We start from the raw sequence: 15,962 nt of genomic DNA on the forward strand, positions 1-15,962 counted from the left end.
TTAATCATACTGAAGATCAGAGAATTAGGAAGTAGTAATCCTCATTATAGCCTCAGAGATGTCTAGGACCTCTTTAGTATTTGTCAGTCGACTCATATACTGAACCTTTTGCATTGCAGCATCTTTGCCTACTATCAGGGATACGGGAATACCTATCAGCCCAGAATCCTTAAATTTGACTCCCGCCCGCTCGTCCCTGTCATCTAAAAGGGTCTGCACACCTAATTGTGTAAGTTGTTTATACAAGGCCTCAGCTAAAGCTACTTGCTCCTTATCTTTGACAGACATCAGTAGGATATGAACAGCGTAAGGAGCCAACGACGCTGGCCAGACAAGTCCCTCTTCATCATAGTTCTGTTCTGCAACTGCGGCCATCAAACGAGAAATACCGATGCCGTAACAACCCATAATTATCGATTTTTTGTTACCAGCAGCATCTAGAAATGAAGCACCAAGCTTATCGCTGTACCTTCTTCCTAACTTAAATACATGCCCAATTTCGATTCCTTTATGGAGGTGAAGCACCCCTTCCCCACAGGATGGACAACTGTCACCTTCGACGGCATTACGAAAATCGCCTATGCGCTCTAAGGAGAAATCACGACCTGGAACCACATTCCTTAAATGGTAATCCTTCTCCCCGGCTCCTGATACCCCTTGAGACATTGCAGCCACAGCTGTATCCACATATAAAGGCAGCAGCAATTCGGTAGGACCAACAAAGCCAATCTCAACTCCTGTAACATCCTGTACGGTTTGATAATCCGCTAAGGCTAGATCACTTGTGCCTAAAAATTGTCCCAGTTTAATTTCGTTTACTTCATGGTCACCCCGCACAAGCACTGCGAACAATTGACCCTCATCTGCATAAATTAATGTCTTGATGATGTGCTCCGGAAGAATATTCAGCCCCTTCACCAACTCATCTATTGTATCGGGAGTGTGGAATTTTTCATAGGTTGGAATCTCCAGTAAGTCTGAATTAGCATCTGCAGCATGAGTACGAACCTCTGCCTGCTCCAGGTTGGCTGCATAATCACAATGGGAACAGACGGCAATCGTATCTTCTCCGATGTCTGAAAGAGCCATAAATTCATGACTCCCCCCCTCGCCTCCTATAGCACCAGAATCCGCATGAACTGCTCGATAATCTAGACCACAGCGTGCGAAGATCCTTTGGTAGGCACTAAACATTTTCACATAGGAATCATCTAATCCTTCCCAGTCCGTGTCAAACGAATAGGCATCTTTCATCAAAAACTCTCTACCTCGTAATAATCCTGAACGCGGCCGGCGTTCATCGCGGAATTTGGTCTGAATTTGATACAGTGTGACTGGCAACCTCTTGTAGGAGCTGATTTCTCCCCGAACTAACGTTGTCACAACCTCTTCATGTGTAGGTCCAAGCACAAATTCGCGCTTATGGCGGTCTTGAAGCTTCATGAGCTCTTGCCCATACACATCATATCTTTCCGACTCTTTCCATAACTCCGTAGGCTGCATCGAAGGCATAAGTATCTCTTGCGCACCCGCAGCATCCATTTCCTTACGTACAATCTCTTCAATCTTTCGTAACACACGACGTCCGAGGGGCAGATAGGTGTAAATTCCCGCCGCCAGCTGACGAATATATCCTGCTCGCAGCAACAGCTGATGATTAATCGTTTCTGCATCTGCAGATGTCTCTCGAAGTGTAGTTGTTAAAAGATCTCTTTGGCGCATATCAACCAACCCTCTTTCGTCGAATTCTTACAAAAGCGCAAAAAGACACATCCGTCAGGGACGAATGTGTCGTGATACCACCCTTTTTCAATTGCTATGACAAGCACGGCAATCCTCAACGCCGGATAACGGTCGGGACCGGTGGCATCGCCACAGCTACCAAGGCAGGATATGCTTTCATCACTTTCGAGAGACCTTTCAGCCGGTGAGTCCCTTCTCTGTTCTGGTGATAGTTAAAGCACAGATCCTTGTTCAACGCTTTTAAAATATTGTCATTTGAATATATGTTATAATTCGGAAAATGTCAAAAGGGTTGTGAAAGTACATCGTATAAAAGGCCTGCTCCACTTTGTCAGTGACCGTTCCCGGCTGATCCATCAGTTCCTGCAGGTCGCGATTTTTTCGGTCCATATAGTATTTTACAGCCGTAAGGAATAAATCACCCTCAGCGCCCCTTTTTATATTTTATCAAATGTTAAAAAATAGTCGGTACCATGCCCCCATCTATACGGATTGGAGAACCTTTGAATGCGGATGCATAAGGACTACATACAAATGTAGTTAGGTTACTTCTAATCTTAACGAGGCCTAATTAGTGCCCTAAAGTTGCATCTACATAGGCTTGCTGTGCATCTACATACGCTTGAGAGTTCCCTCTTCTAATATCCTGGCAATACCTCTTAGCAGTATCTTACCAGTAGGTCACAATAGAATAACTGCAATAGTACAGTTTTTTCGAGCAAATCAGATGTAAAAAAAGAAATGCCTGCAAAAGTGCAGGCATTCCCAGCTTAGTTGACTCAAACGACTATTTCCCGCTCCAAAAGATGTATTTTTGCAGGTATTCGAGATTTCTTCAGCTTCGCTCTTAAAAAGCCTGTACTTTTGCAGGTTTCCCTGAAAGTATCCTCTCAGCAGACCTCGGCACGGAGTAGATTAGTCCAAATTTGAAGTTTTGTTCAAACCTTGTTCACAATATCGTTGATTTTAATTCACAAATATGTCACAATACAATTAAGGATTGTATTTACAAGGAGGAGATTATGATGGCCAGTGATCACTTGCCTCTCCAGACGGAAGAGACAAAAGAAACACGAGTGAAACTGCAGCCGCCTACACCATCCAGTATCCAAGCTTCCGATGCCATAAAATACACTGCTTATGTAATGCTGCTGTTCGGATTCCTTTACTTTCTCGTCCAGTACCTTGGCCCTATGCTGTAAGGGTTTGACCTTATATAATGAAACTATGGAAAGCGCTTACGGCTAATCCCTCCCTTTCGGGGCTGAGACTAGCCGTTTTTATTTGCCGTTTCGATTATGCAGCAGGTTACCACGACAACGCTTTGTCGATCCACGCTGCCGCAGCCGGTGACCAGCCCGCAGCAGCCATCTGCTCATGCAGCCAGGTAATTGCCTCTCCCCGCTCGCCTGCAAACGGCGAAATCCCGCTTGCTTCCATCCAGTGACCGGTGGTCTCAAAGGAGGTGCTGTTCCAGCCACTAGCCTCACCCAGCTCATTCACCCGCTGCTTGACTCCGCTAATCACAATGTCCAGGGAGCCTTGAAGCTCTATGACCGCATTATCGAAGCTTCTCTTCTGCTCCGGTGCTTTCATACCGGCTTCCGTCCGCAGTCTGCGGGTTTCAATCCCCTCATTGGCACGGATGATCTGCAGTAGAATCAGCGCTTCCTTACTGCACAGACCGCTGTCATAACGTTCCTCCAACGATCGCAGACTGCCTGCTGCAGCTACATAAGCCGGAAACCAAGCCTTCGATACCAATAGGGCTTTTTTCTTCATAAACTTGCCATACCCGGCCAAGCCGTCTCCCGGAAATCTCGCCCGCCAGGACCAAGGGTCCAATTCGGTGCCCGTGTGCCAGTTCTCGGGTTTCGTCAGTCCGTTCAGGGAAGGATGTTGCGGGATCAGCGGCGCCAGCGGCAGCATACCCATACGCGCAACTACCTCTGCCGCTTCTTCGTAAGTTGTGACAACCTCAGGAATGTCTAAATGGTCCACGACTCTCTCTCCTTATCAAATTCAAATGTGATCTGCCGAGCAAATCTTCCCAATACTGATGGGTGTTCTTCTGCTCAAAGCGCTTACTCTCAATCCTTCATGCACCCGATTCCGCGGATAAAAGTGTCGACCAGCCGCGTCAAGCTGACGCCCAGATCCAGCGGCATTCCGAAGCCTCCCTGATGCTCCAGGGAGGCGAAGCCGTGCAGAATGCTGCGCAATCCTCTGACTGCGTGCAGTTCGCCTTCGGCTCCCAGCTGATAGTAACGCAGCACCCCGATGATCTGCTCCAGGATCTGCTCGCTCGCCGCCTGCAGTCCTTGATTCTCCGGCTCCGGTGCCCGCAGCGTAGTCTCATATACGCCAGGACGGCTTCTGGCGAAATCAACGTATGCGCGGCTCATCGCATGAACCGCCTCGTCGCCTTCCAGTCCAGCAGCCGCCGTAGCAATGGCCGTACTCAGCTGCTCCAGTCCATACACGGCCAGCAGTGTACGCAGGCCGGTCAGACCGTTAATATGATTATACAATGAAGGAGAACGCACGCCCAGCTTGGCCGCCAACGCCGCCAGCGTCACTTCCCCGATCCCCTGCTGATCCGCCATTTCAGCGGCCGCCATTACCAGCGTCTGTGAATCCAATCCGGCTCTTGGTGACATTTAGTTCCTTCCTTTCTGCAGCTGCTCCGCCCGCTTGATCGCCTGGCTGATCTTGCCTGCCGGTGATATCAGCAGATCACCGTGCCCTACCGCCAGCAAGGCTGGCTCTGTCTGCAGCAGCTTCCGTGCACTCGCCAGAGCGAGCTGTTTATTCCAGGTTGCCAGCGCCGGGAACGGAAACCAAGGGACAACCGTACCCGCCACTACCGTGCGCCGAAAGGTCTGAAAAGCATCTCCGGCGATCACAGCCCCGCTACGCTGGTCAAGAAACGACATCGAGCCTGGTGTATGCCCCGGGGTGCTGATCGCCCGCAAAGACCCGATAGTGTCACCTTCATGCAGCAGCACATCTGCACGTGTAGTCACCTTCTTGGGCACGCTGCCCTTAATGGGAGTCCGCGGCTCACCGGCTCGCAGGGAACGGTCGCCTGCCAGCAGCGCCGAGTCCCGCTCCGAGATGTACACCTTGGCGTTAGGCAGCTGTTTCTTCAATTCATCCAGCGCACCCACATGATCATCATGAGCATGGGTCAGCACAATCCTCGTAATCGGTTTATTTAACTTCGCCGCTTCAGCAAGAATCCCCTTCACACTAAACGGCATAGCCGCATCAATCAATGTCAATTCCTGCTGTTCTTCAACCAGATAACAATTCACAGGAAAAATTCCGGGCAGCCAAGTCAACTGCAGCAAATTACCTTCACGTGTCACTCTCATAGTGGATATCCCCTCCAAAACTAATGTTATTAGTCATAATATAAACTAATCGAATTAGTTTTACAAGAGGCAGGTTACAATTATCTTTTCATCCCGGTTACTCCAGCTCTTTTTCCGCATTCTTATTGGACCATTTCAGCATCAGCCACTGCAGACCAAGTGTACCGAAGAAGAAGATCACCCCTCCAATCAGGGCACCCGAAACTTCCTTCCATAGCTCCACCTCACCACTCCCACGCAGGTCATATACAAACATCAGCACGGTATAGATCACTGCCGACAAAGCACTGCCCATGAGATTGGCTGACTTAAGCTTCTTCACTTCAGACGGCTTGTCCGGCAGCAGGAACATGCCTGCACGGATATTGCGGACCGTCACATACAGGCAGGCCGCCATAAGGATCAGAAACGTATCCAGATAAGCACTCACATCCAGCTCAAGAATCCATATCTTCACTACCAGACTCACCAGTAGGCCAACCATAACAATCGCAAATCCATGCGCGCTGAAGCGGTTCACCTCCGCCATAATCCGTTCATCCTTTACTTTCCCCTGTCGCTGCTTCAACAACCTTATTCCTCCCCAAAAATATCATTTAATGTCGTCTCCAGCACTTTGCAGATCGCGTTGCACAGCCGGATGGTTGGATTATATTTCCCCGCTTCAATCAGCCCGATGGTCTGTCTGGTGACACCTACCGCTTCTGCCAGCTGCTCCTGGGACAGGTCCTTTTGAATCCGGGCCAGCTTCAGCCTGACATTCTTGTTCTCCCCCACGGCTCACACTCCTTCAAATCGTTTTCCAACCTCATCCATTGTAATCTATATCCGTCATTATGTACACTATATATTTCATCATTATTTCTAGTGTCACAAAAAAAGAGCTGCTTCTCAGCAGCCCTCTCTCCATAATACGCATCAGCCGAAACGGCCCATGATGTATTCCTGAGTCATTTGATTGTCCGGGTTGGTGAACACCTTGTCCGTCTTGTCGTATTCCACCAGTGATCCCAGGTAAAAGTAAGCCGTGTAATCGGAAATCCGTGCTGCCTGCTGCATGTTATGGGTTACAATCACGATGCGCAGCTCTTCTTTCAGCTCCTTAATCAGCTCCTCCACTTTGCCTGTGGATACCGGGTCGAGTGCAGATGCCGGCTCATCGAGCAGCAGGATCTGCGGATTAACCGACAACGCTCTGGCGATGCACAGTCGCTGCTGCTGGCCGCCGGAGAGTGCCAGGGCGGAGTCCTTCAGCCTGTCCTTGACCTCATCCCACAATGCGGCGCGGCGCAGACTGCTTTCGACGATTTCATCGAGCGCCTTTTTGCCTTTAATCCCGTGATATTTCGGACCGAAGGCAATATTGTCGTAGATCGATTTGTAAAAAGGGTTGGGCTTCTGCCACACCATGCCGATTTTTTGCCGCAGCTTGATTACGTCCGTGCCGGGGGCATTGATGTCTATCCCGTCAATCCAGATGCTGCCTTTGGTGGTGGAGCCGGAGATTTCATCATTCATCCGGTTCAGCGAGCGCAGGAAGGTCGACTTCCCGCAGCCTGAAGGACCAATCAGCGCAGTTACTGTGTTCTGGGCAAAAGGCAGGCTGATTCCCTTAACCGCCTCATAGGTTCCGTAAAAAATACTTAAGTCCTCGGTCTGAAAGGCTTCATCGACCGGTGTTGCCATTGGTTGTGCTATTGTTGCTGCTCCCATATCCCACGCCTCCAGTTCGTTTCTTCTCTCCTGAAACCTATTAGTTCATTGTTTTGGATGCTGTAAGCTTGCGGTAGATCAGTCTTCCGAAGAAGCGTGCCGCCAGGTTGAAGATCAACACCGTAATTACGAGCACAGCGGATGCGCCTGCAGCAATCTGGGCTGCGTCCGGGGCAAGCCCTTCACTGTTGACCTTCCAAATATGCACGGCCAGCGTCTCGGCCGGACGGAACGGGTTCAGCGGTGAAGACGGGCTGAGCGGATTCCAGTTGGTGAAATCCAGGCGCGGGCTGCTCATGCCGGCGGTGAACATCAGCGCGGCGGCTTCCCCGAACACGCGGCCCGCCGACAGAATCGTACCGGTGATGATCGTAGGCAAGGCGACCGGCAGCAGCACAGAGGTTACGATTTTCCACTTGGACAAGCCAAGCGCGAACCCTGCCTCCTTCTGCTGCTTCGGCACACTGCGGAAGGCCTGCTCGGTAATCCGCACCATCAGCGGAAGGTTGAAGACCGTCAAGGCCAGCGCGCCGGATATAAGCGAGAAGCCCAGGTTAAAGTAATTCACAATCAGCAGGAGTCCGAACAGACCCACTACGATGGAAGGGAAGGAAGACAACACTTCCACGATCAGGCGGATGAAGCCGGTCAGCTTGCCGGGACGGGCATATTCAGCCATAAAAATACCGGCTCCCAGACCAAGTGGCACTGTTATGATCAGCGTCAGCACAAGCAGGAAGATCGAGTTGAACAACTGTGGGCCTACCCCGCCCCCGGCACGGATCTTCTGCGGCGCGGAGGTCAGGAAATCCCAGCTGATATGGCTTAATCCACGGAACATAATGTACCCCAGTAGTCCTACGAGAATCGCAACAATAATTAAGGCGAAGAAGACGATCAGGCTGGTGGCAATTTTATCTACAGTTCTCGGCTTCAAATTTTATTTCTCCTTTCAAGCAATCTCACGAGGAAGACGAATACGAAGGTCATCACCATCAGGACCAGCGCCATGCTCCACAGCGCATTGTTATGCGGTGAATTCATAGTCGTGTTACCCATGCTGAGCGTGATTACACTTGTTAAGGTAGAAGCCGATTCGAACAGCGACTTCGGCACGAACGGTGCGTTACCGATAACCATCTGCACCGCCAGCGCTTCACCGAAGGCACGCGCCATCCCCAGCACAATCCCGGTCATAATCGCCGGGAATGTCGTTGGAATAATGACACGGGAAATCGTCTGCCACCGGGTGGCACCAAGCGCAAAGGAAGATTCTTTAAGGTTTTGCGGCAATGAAGCCAATGCGTCTGCAGCCACGCTTGTAATGGTCGGCAGGATCATAACCGACAGCACAAGCGCGCCTGCAGCTACCCCGATCCCCTGTCCAGGCAGGGTGTTCCGCAGGAACGGCACAATGACACTGAGTCCGATGAATCCGTAGACTACAGAAGGAATTCCTGCGAGCAATTCAATGACCGGCTGCAGCAGTTTTTTGCCCCAACCAGGAACGATCTCGGTCATGAACAATGCGGCGCAAATACTAAGCGGACTCGCGATGAGTGCGGCCAGCAGGGTTACCAGGAAGGAACCCGAGATAAACGGCAAGGCACCGTATAAGGGTGTATCTGCTTCAGGCGCCCATTTACGGCCGAATAAGAAGTCAGCCACGCTGACATTGCCGCTGAAGAAGGTTGACAGCCCCTTAGAAGCTACAAAATAAACCATCGATATAATAATTACGATCAATAGCAATACACAAAAGGACATATAAGAACGTCCTATGAAATCCTCAATATGATGTTTTTCAATCCGCGATTTCTTTGGTTTCACCCTCAAGCTGCTCCCTCTTTCTAAAGTGAAAAGAGAGGCAGGACAATCCCGCCTCTAATCACTTGAAATTCGAATGAATACTCTTAGCTAGAATACTGGTTTATTTCGTTGTAACATTGCCTTCCACATCACGGGCAACCTGCATCTGCGAAGCCGGGATATAACCAAGCTCTACAACCTCACCAGTTTGCACTTCTTCAGTCATCATGAAGTCCAGGAATGCTTTTACAACTTCAGTTGGCTCACCGTTAGTGTACATGTGCTCATAAGCCCATACCGGATATTTACCAGCAATTACGTTGTCAACGGAAGGCTCAACACCGTCATAAGTAAGAACTTTTATAGAATCATCAAGGTAGGACAGAGCCAGGTAACCGATAGCTCCCGGTGTTTCGCCAACCAGCTTCTTAACAGTACCGGAGGAATCCTCTTGAATGGAACCTCCCTGGTCCTCTGTCTTCTGTCCAAGCGCGAAGCTCTCGAAGGTTGCGCGTGTGCCGGAGCTGCCCGGACGGTTGATGATCTGGATCTTCTGGTCAGCACCGCCAACCTCGCTCCAGTTCTTTACTTTGCCAGTGAAGATATCAACCAGCTGCTGTTTCGTCAGGCCATCTACACCTGCGTCAGGGTTGGATACTGCTGCGATTGCTACTACTGCCACCTGGTGGTCCACCAGTGCTTTGGCTTTCTCAGCATCGGCATCCTTCAGCTTCTCTTCAGCGAACACGTCCGAGTTCCCAATATCAACCTGCTTCTCAGCTACCTGGGTAAGACCTGTGCCACTTCCGCCGCCCTGAACCTGAATGTCCACGTCTGCGTTAGCTTCCATGAATTTCTCAGCTGCCATTTCTACCAGAGGCTGAAGTGCTGTGGAGCCGGAAGCCAGAATCGAACCACTTATTGCTGCTGGAGCGGTTGTCTCCGTAGGAGCGTTGGTTGCCCCTGCGTTTGTTCCTCCGTTATTGGTTGCCGCATTATTTGTACCGTTATTGTTGCCGCAGGCTGAAAGTGCCAGTACGCTGGTTAAAGCCAAAGTCATGACCCAAGATTTTTTGAATTGCATTTGTTTGTCTCCTCCTGATTGTGTTGTAGAGTTTTTTTTATACGCCCCGATTGTCTGACTCCCTTTTTCGAGTGCATATTGGGTTGATGCTGTCATAGCACTGCCGCGCTTCTGACTCTTCTTATTCTAGGGCTCGTTCATTAGGTGAACATCTTGGTTATGTAAAATGAAAGATAAAAATTCGAATAGATTATGTATATTCAGATAGATTTTTTCGATAATAACGATATAATTTGTAATATAAGTTCTTTAGACAGGTGGAAAAAAGATGAATATTATGAAGCTTCAAATTGTAGTTTTACTTGAAAAATACAAAAAGGTAACCGATGTAGCCGCCGAGCTTGGCCTTAAGCAGCCTACGGTGTCCTTTCATATGAAGAATCTGGAAACGGAGCTTGGCGCTTCGCTGTTTCATTACCGCAGCGGCCGGGTGCTCCTGACCGATGCTGGACGGGCGCTTCATTCCTACGCGGTTAAGATTGTAGCGCTCGCGGCGGATGCACAGCGCAGTGTGAAGCAGCTGGCTTCCTCTTCTACAGGCCATTTGGAGCTGGAAGCGGCTTATATCCCTACTACATATATTCTGCCAAAAGCGGTCTCCGCATTCATGGAACAGAATCCGGGGATTCAGTTCAAGCTGGCGGTGAACAGCGATGTTGATGTCCGGGAGCGGCTGCGCAGCCGTGAGATTCAGCTGGCCGTGCTGCACAGCAGCAGTTGGAACGATGAATCGTTTCACTTCCGGCTGATCGCCCGGGACGAGCCGGTGCTGATCTTCCCGCCGGGGCATCCGCTTGATGTAGCGGAGCCGCTGACCCCGGAGCAGGTGGCCCGGGAGCCGTGGATTCAGCAGGACAGCGGCTCCTTCCTGCGGCACACCTCCGAGCGCTGGGCGGAGCTGAACCATGTGCGGCTGTGGAACCGCGCCGAGCTGAATTCGCCCGGAAGCGTGAAGCGGCTGATTGCCGCTGGTGGCGGCGCGGGCGTGTATTCCAGCGCGGGGATTGCCGCCGAGCTGGCCCTCGGCCAGCTCAAATCCGCCCCGCTGCCGGGTATTCTCCCGGAGAGCGGCGGATTCGTGCTGGCTTGGCGAAAGGATTACGACCTTTCGCCGCTGCAGGAGGCTTTTGCCGCGATGATCGCGGGCGGGGAGCCGCCTGCTGCGGGCGAGTAAGAGGCATTTATGCCTCTCTTTCTGCCGATGGCCCGCTCCCGCACGCATTCAGAGGCATTTATGCCTCTCTTTCTGCCGATGGCCCGCTTCCTCACGCATTCAGAGGCATTTATGCCTCTCTTTCCGCCGATGGCCCGCTTCCGTACGCATTCAGAGGCATTTATGCCTCTCTTTCCCGCCCGATGGCTCGCTCCCGATTAGAATATTGCCCTGCACTTTAGGAGTAAATCGATCTTTCAAAGTAAACACAAGCCAGGTAACATCTACATATAACTGGATCGCCGACCGCGAGCGTAATTCCTGTCATTGTGAACGTAGGCTGACTTTTCAGACTCATTATAGGGATTTCCTACCACTAATTACTGCGTATCTGCTCCGAAATGCCATCGATGGATGATTTGATGGGGAATTTTCCCTATATGCCACTACAACGGAGGGATTAGCCAGAATCTAGCGCTAGTTTTTCCCCATACCCATATGCCGCCTACGGATGCTACTAAGCAATGTTGCCCTGGAATGTTCGAAGTAAATAGATGCGAAACTGGTTACTACTTAGGACCCTGCGACACTCCAAGCCCTTGAACTAGGTAACCTGCATTCTAGCGGACCGTATAGCCCCTATTTCCTCCTATCTGCGATCTTTTGACGTCTTACGGATCGTATAGCCCCTAAGTCGTCAAAACAGGCTCTAAAGCGAGGGTTTTCTGTGATATAGAGGCTCCTGGGTCCGTTAATCCTGCAAAACGGCCTATGTACAGCAAATAGAGGCTCCTGAGTCCGCAACCGTCTGAAATCGAAGCGAGGGTTACGAGCGAAGAGGGCTAGGGGACCTAAGTAGTAACCCTTTTTGCATTTATTTCCACCAAAACGCAAGAATCCCGCCAATTAGATGCAGTTTCGCAACTAATTAATGATTCGAACTTATGAAACCGCCACGGAGCGAATCTTCGAGGGTTCTCGTCATAATAAGGCCTAAGTAGTTACACAGTTGTGGCAACTAAAACAAGGGCTCGGATATCTTTGAAACCATCACGAAGCCAAGTCTGAGCTATTCTCAAACAAAAAACCGTCACCGCCTCCAAGGCTGCAGCCTTGAGGCGGTGACGGTTTTTTGTCAGAAACGGATGCCGGCCTCCTTTTAGAGGACACCGAGGCCGTTTCTTTTTACAATTTTTTCACCAAAATATAGCAACAACTTAAGCCTTCTCAGCAACTAGCGTGAACGTCTTGGGAATTCCCCGGTCATAGACGTCGGAGGATAGGTTGGGCTCCTCCACCAGCTGCCTGATGATCAAGCCGCTGGCTGCGGCCGCCGTTACCAGCTCGCCCAGCGTCCAGCGGCGCCAATACACCACACTATGCGCTGCTGCTCCCGTAACTTCACCGGAGGAGGGTAGATATTTGGAGTAGGATACTTTTTTCTCCTGCAAAGCTGTATCGAAATAATCCCCGGTTACCTTGTGCTTGCGGACCTTGGCCGTAGAACCTTTGGAGGTAATCAGCTTGGTGGTCACCGGATGGAAATCACGCAGCACGAAACGTCCACCGGCAGCCAGCAGCTTGTACGCCGTATCCATAAATGGCGCGAGATCGGTGAAATAATGAACGATCCCCAGCTCGGCAAATACAATGTCATATGTACCATTCGTTACTTCCTCCGGCAGCTTTAGCACATCCGAGACGATATAGTTCAGCTCTACCCCGGCCTGCTCCGCCAACTCCCCGGCATAACGTGCATTGGCTTCCGAGAAATCGGCCACACTGACCTGCGCACCCTGCAGTGCCAACGCCACGGCCTTCATGCCGTTGGAGCCCATTAGATTCATCATCCTGCGCCCGCTCACCTCACCGAAATAGGCAGACAACGGGTACAGCTTCGCCCCAGGGTCCTTCTTAAGCTTCAGCGCAGCCTCCGCCGGTGTGCCGAAGCGACTGACCCAAGCGGCATACGTATCCTCATTCCATAGCTCTTCGCTTGATGGAGCGGTGTCTGCTCCTGTTTGTTGCATCGGTTCGTCTTCCAGTTCCTTCATCTAATGTAACCCCTTTATGTGTATTCACTTATTCAAGCATCAGGAGGCGCTGGGCAGTGCTGTTTCCGACTGAGCCGTTTTTTTCCTGCCGGTATACAAATATACCCCTAAACCCAACATGACCAGCAGACCCCCTGCCCATTGCAGTACCTTCAGCTGTTCACCCAATAATAGAAAGGCAAGAATGCTCGCACCCACCGGTTCACCCAGAATGTTCATCGATACCGTGGTAGCGGAGACATACTGCAGCAGCCAATTGAACAAAATATGGCCGAATACGGTAGGAACAACAGCCAGCAGTACAAATATGCCCCATTCCTTGGATGGATAATGGAAGAATGAGATACCCATCACCAGATTGTAAACGGCAAACACTACTGCCGCCGCCACAAAAACAATCAAGCTGTACAGGTAAGAAGGCATGCGGATCACCAGCTTCTGACCCACCAGCAAATGGACGGCCACAGCCGCGGTTCCGCCAATGGACAGTAGATCGCCCTTCAGATTGTCCGGTGAGATGCCAATATCCCCCCACCCTATCAATACAACGCCACCGATGGCTACAGCCATCCCCAGCATCGCTGCGGCAGCCGTCTTCTCTTTATAGAAGATGTACGCACCCAGCATAATAAAAACAGGCTCCAGCGCCATAATCATCGTCGAGCTGGCTACCGAGGTATAGCTCAGTGAGCCCATCCAGAGCAGAAAATGCAAGGCCAGCATACAGCCGGAGAACAGCAGCAGCAACCAGTCTCTGGCACGGAGAGCTGCGGCAGCTCCCGTATAAGGACGGGCAAAGGGCAGCATCAGCAGCGAGGTGAAGAGCAGGCGGTACATCCCCTGAACTGACACCGGAGCAGCCGACCATTTGATAAATATCGATGAGAATGAAATGGCGATAATCCCGATCAGCATCAGCAGCGGAACGGGGACTGGCGGATTTTTATGATTCACGGCTAGGCGTCCTTTCCATAACAAGCAGTTTACTTATGATAATGTAACGCAGACTGCAGAAAATTGCAGCATTTTTTCACAAAAATAATCATGCAAAAAGAAACGGCTTCACCGTCCTCTGAAAGAGGCGATATCCGTTTCTGCGAGAAATGCTTCTGTACCGTAAGCACTATACGCCCGCCGGGTTATCCTTAAGGCTTAAGAATAACCTTGATACAGTCCTCTTCCTTATCACCGAACACCTTGTAGCCATGCTCCGCCCAGGAAATTGGCAGCCGGTGGGATGATATCCGTCGGATCGAATGTATGCTCTTTAATCATCTTATAGAGCTGTGGGATTCTTGGGTGATTAAGTCGAAGTGCATTTCTGCGATCGAAGTATGACCCCAAGATTGGGCTGTGCCATCAGCCCTCCTAAGACAGTGCGTTTTAGCATCTTAGGCTGATTGACTATTACCACCAATCACAGGTGCGTGAATAATATTCATTGCACCGACTTTATCACGATGAGTATGAAACCCACATGGACACGAATATTTTCTATCTATCGCTTTATTTAGCGTAGAGCAAGATGGACATTTTTGCGATGTATACGCAGGATTCACATATTCCACTTTGATCCCTGCCATATTTGCTTTGTATTCAATGAATTGTGCCAAGCGATTGAATGACCATGTGTGCAAATTCTTTTCGTTTTTACGACTTGTTCTTGTCGTTTTTCTGATGTTTGTCAGCTTCTCTAAGCGAATGACAGACACTTGATTCTCCATGGCAAAATTGACAACTTGTCTACTTACTTTGTGGTCCTTATCTTTCATCCATCTTTGTTCTTTATGATCCAGTTTACGAATAGCACGTAGCTTTTTCTTCTTTCCTAATCCTTTTCGTTCACTACGGAACTTGCGTTTCATATATTTGTTTTCTCTACCATTTCCAAAAAATCTCGTCTTTCCTTCGCTAGTCACAGCAACAGCAGGGACTTTTAATCCTAAATCAATGCCTATTGCCTGTTCGCCTGTTGTTGTCTCTGTAGGAATTTCAAGTGAAACTTGAGCAAACCATTTTCCTGATTTCTCAACGATTCTCATAAGACCACATGTTGCATTTTGAAGAAATTGTTTATCTCTTTCTGTTAAAAGAGCAGGAAAAATCGTCTTTTTCACTTTGTTGTCCACGATGATAGGAAAAGCAATAGAGGAATGGCCAATGGAATAGTTTTGGTTGTTGATATAGTAGGTTGGTTTCTTTAATATTGGACGCTTCATTTCCTTCTTCGTTTTCTTAAATACGCTTTTAGCATCACGAATTGCTTGATTAAGTACAGCAGAAGGGAGTTTAGCTTCTACATCTTTCGTTGTGAGTTTGGGGAATGAACCTTCTTTTTCTGCTTGTTCTGTTAATGAATTAATAGCTCGAATATATTCTCTACTTAATACCTTTAATTCGATTGAGTTACTTGGAAATAATCTTATCTTTATAGTGACGGACTGCATAAGTTTTCACCTCTCTCCTTAATTTGTTTGGCTCTTTTGATTGATTTATACTCGTCAAATGTTGATTCTCTAATTAAAGACCAGCCACCTAGCCAAAATATTTGTCGTATATATCCCTTTGGCATTTTAATTTGAGACTTATCGCAATCGTTTCTATCACCCCCTTGTTTTTTGTTGTTCAACATATCTTTTGATCGTTTCACTAGACACATTTCCTGCGGTACTTACAAAGTATGAACGTGTCCAAAGTGAAGGCAAATGAGCTAAATGTTTAAACTCCTCTCTCAGTCGTTTAGATGTGACTCCTTTAATTTTTGCCATAATATCAGCAGGACTAAATGTCGGCAAAGCATTCAAAAATAGATGTGCGTGATCTTGATCTGTTTCGATTGCGATAATCTCTATTTTCAAATCATCACAAACATCTTTAATCAACTCCTTAAATCTACTTTCAACATCAAATTCAAGAAAGATTTTCTTTCGATATCGTGGACAAAAAACAAAGTGATAATTGATTAGCGATACGGTTGTGTTGGTTCTTCTATAATTATCCATACATTAATTGTATCAGTTTATGTTTAA

The 15,962-nt window shown here is 49.1% G+C and carries 16 protein-coding genes and 1 pseudogene; 2 read left to right on the forward strand and 15 right to left on the reverse strand.

Annotated features, from left to right (window positions below; genetic code table 11):
• Window positions 1-24: 24 nt before the first annotated feature.
• The gene (locus B9T62_RS13540) at window positions 25-1,722 is read right to left on the reverse strand and encodes a proline--tRNA ligase (RefSeq protein ID WP_087915732.1); all 1,698 of its coding nucleotides are present in this window, start codon (window positions 1,720-1,722) and stop codon (window positions 25-27) included.
• A gap of 475 nt (window positions 1,723-2,197) precedes the next feature.
• Window positions 2,198-2,287: pseudogene (locus B9T62_RS40710) on the reverse strand (SDR family NAD(P)-dependent oxidoreductase); the annotation flags it as partial.
• A 478-nt stretch (window positions 2,288-2,765) separates the two neighbouring features.
• Between B9T62_RS40710 and B9T62_RS39035 the strand changes: the two are divergent.
• Window positions 2,766-2,945 (forward strand): hypothetical protein, encoded by a 180-nt coding sequence (locus B9T62_RS39035; protein ID WP_157685600.1) that lies wholly within the window; start codon window positions 2,766-2,768, stop codon window positions 2,943-2,945.
• A 106-nt stretch (window positions 2,946-3,051) separates the two neighbouring features.
• Here B9T62_RS39035 and B9T62_RS13545 read toward each other — a convergent pair whose 3' ends face one another.
• The 9 genes from B9T62_RS13545 to B9T62_RS13585 all read right to left on the reverse strand — a co-directional run bounded on the left by B9T62_RS13545 (window position 3,052) and on the right by B9T62_RS13585 (window position 9,726).
• Window positions 3,052-3,744, reverse strand: a complete 693-nt coding sequence (locus B9T62_RS13545; protein WP_087915733.1) for an AlkZ-related protein — start codon at window positions 3,742-3,744, stop codon at window positions 3,052-3,054.
• Between the two features lie 89 nt (window positions 3,745-3,833).
• Window positions 3,834-4,403 carry a TetR/AcrR family transcriptional regulator gene (locus B9T62_RS13550; RefSeq protein WP_087915734.1) on the reverse strand — a complete coding sequence of 190 codons (570 nt, stop codon included), beginning with the start codon at window positions 4,401-4,403 and terminating at the stop codon, window positions 3,834-3,836.
• On the reverse strand, window positions 4,404-5,120 hold the full coding sequence (locus B9T62_RS13555) for an MBL fold metallo-hydrolase (protein WP_087915735.1): 717 nt from the start codon (window positions 5,118-5,120) through the stop codon (window positions 4,404-4,406).
• A gap of 97 nt (window positions 5,121-5,217) precedes the next feature.
• Window positions 5,218-5,691, reverse strand: coding sequence for a DUF6773 family protein (locus tag B9T62_RS13560; RefSeq protein ID WP_087915736.1), 474 nt, complete (start codon window positions 5,689-5,691; stop codon window positions 5,218-5,220).
• Window positions 5,692-5,693: 2 nt separating this feature from the next.
• Entirely contained in the window at window positions 5,694-5,897 is a 204-nt protein-coding gene (locus B9T62_RS13565) for a helix-turn-helix transcriptional regulator (protein WP_087915737.1), read from the reverse strand.
• Between the two features lie 141 nt (window positions 5,898-6,038).
• Entirely contained in the window at window positions 6,039-6,833 is a 795-nt protein-coding gene (gene pstB / locus B9T62_RS13570; protein ID WP_245864449.1) for a phosphate ABC transporter ATP-binding protein PstB, read from the reverse strand.
• 40 nt (window positions 6,834-6,873) lie between these two features.
• Complete coding sequence (gene pstA / locus B9T62_RS13575; protein ID WP_087915738.1) at window positions 6,874-7,770, reverse strand: phosphate ABC transporter permease PstA; 897 nt, start codon at window positions 7,768-7,770, stop codon at window positions 6,874-6,876.
• Window positions 7,767-8,669 carry a phosphate ABC transporter permease subunit PstC gene (pstC, locus tag B9T62_RS13580; RefSeq protein WP_087915739.1) on the reverse strand — a complete coding sequence of 301 codons (903 nt, stop codon included), beginning with the start codon at window positions 8,667-8,669 and terminating at the stop codon, window positions 7,767-7,769. Before pstC ends, pstA begins: the two co-directional genes overlap by 4 nt.
• 94 nt (window positions 8,670-8,763) lie before the next feature.
• On the reverse strand, window positions 8,764-9,726 hold the full coding sequence (locus B9T62_RS13585) for a phosphate ABC transporter substrate-binding protein (RefSeq protein WP_087915740.1): 963 nt from the start codon (window positions 9,724-9,726) through the stop codon (window positions 8,764-8,766).
• A 268-nt stretch (window positions 9,727-9,994) separates the two neighbouring features.
• On the opposite strand from B9T62_RS13585, the gene B9T62_RS13590 reads away from it, so the two are divergent.
• Window positions 9,995-10,900 carry a LysR family transcriptional regulator gene (locus tag B9T62_RS13590; protein ID WP_087915741.1) on the forward strand — a complete coding sequence of 302 codons (906 nt, stop codon included), beginning with the start codon at window positions 9,995-9,997 and terminating at the stop codon, window positions 10,898-10,900.
• Window positions 10,901-12,096: 1,196 nt separating this feature from the next.
• Here the strand turns inward: B9T62_RS13590 and B9T62_RS13600 are convergent.
• The 4 genes from B9T62_RS13600 to tnpA all read right to left on the reverse strand — a co-directional run bounded on the left by B9T62_RS13600 (window position 12,097) and on the right by tnpA (window position 15,935).
• The gene (locus tag B9T62_RS13600; RefSeq protein ID WP_245864450.1) at window positions 12,097-12,933 is read right to left on the reverse strand and encodes a class I SAM-dependent methyltransferase; all 837 of its coding nucleotides are present in this window, start codon (window positions 12,931-12,933) and stop codon (window positions 12,097-12,099) included.
• Window positions 12,934-12,972: 39 nt separating this feature from the next.
• Window positions 12,973-13,887, reverse strand: a complete 915-nt coding sequence (locus tag B9T62_RS13605; RefSeq protein ID WP_245864451.1) for a DMT family transporter — start codon at window positions 13,885-13,887, stop codon at window positions 12,973-12,975.
• A 437-nt stretch (window positions 13,888-14,324) separates the two neighbouring features.
• The gene (locus tag B9T62_RS13610) at window positions 14,325-15,380 is read right to left on the reverse strand and encodes an RNA-guided endonuclease InsQ/TnpB family protein (RefSeq protein ID WP_087915743.1); all 1,056 of its coding nucleotides are present in this window, start codon (window positions 15,378-15,380) and stop codon (window positions 14,325-14,327) included.
• 156 nt (window positions 15,381-15,536) lie between these two features.
• Complete coding sequence (gene tnpA / locus B9T62_RS13615; RefSeq protein WP_087914159.1) at window positions 15,537-15,935, reverse strand: IS200/IS605 family transposase; 399 nt, start codon at window positions 15,933-15,935, stop codon at window positions 15,537-15,539.
• Window positions 15,936-15,962 lie beyond the last annotated feature (27 nt).

This window comes from Paenibacillus donghaensis (assembly GCF_002192415.1).
Taxonomy (GTDB): domain Bacteria; phylum Bacillota; class Bacilli; order Paenibacillales; family Paenibacillaceae; genus Paenibacillus_AQ; species Paenibacillus_AQ donghaensis.

Bases quoted from the DNA above. Each gene is read 5' to 3' on its own strand.
- tnpA (WP_087914159.1), bottom strand. From the start codon at position 15,935: ATGGATAATTATAGAAGAACCAACACAACCGTATCGCTAATCAATTAT.
- B9T62_RS13585 (WP_087915740.1), bottom strand. From the start codon at position 9,726: ATGCAATTCAAAAAATCTTGGGTCATGACTTTGGCTTTAACCAGCGTA.
- B9T62_RS13555 (WP_087915735.1), bottom strand. From the start codon at position 5,120: ATGAGAGTGACACGTGAAGGTAATTTGCTGCAGTTGACTTGGCTGCCC.
- B9T62_RS39035 (WP_157685600.1), top strand. From the start codon at position 2,766: ATGATGGCCAGTGATCACTTGCCTCTCCAGACGGAAGAGACAAAAGAA.
- B9T62_RS13540 (WP_087915732.1), bottom strand. From the start codon at position 1,722: ATGCGCCAAAGAGATCTTTTAACAACTACACTTCGAGAGACATCTGCA.
- B9T62_RS13600 (WP_245864450.1), bottom strand. From the start codon at position 12,933: ATGAAGGAACTGGAAGACGAACCGATGCAACAAACAGGAGCAGACACC.
- pstB (WP_245864449.1), bottom strand. From the start codon at position 6,833: ATGGGAGCAGCAACAATAGCACAACCAATGGCAACACCGGTCGATGAA.
- B9T62_RS13610 (WP_087915743.1), bottom strand. From the start codon at position 15,380: ATGCAGTCCGTCACTATAAAGATAAGATTATTTCCAAGTAACTCAATC.
- B9T62_RS13590 (WP_087915741.1), top strand. From the start codon at position 9,995: ATGAATATTATGAAGCTTCAAATTGTAGTTTTACTTGAAAAATACAAA.
- B9T62_RS13550 (WP_087915734.1), bottom strand. From the start codon at position 4,403: ATGTCACCAAGAGCCGGATTGGATTCACAGACGCTGGTAATGGCGGCC.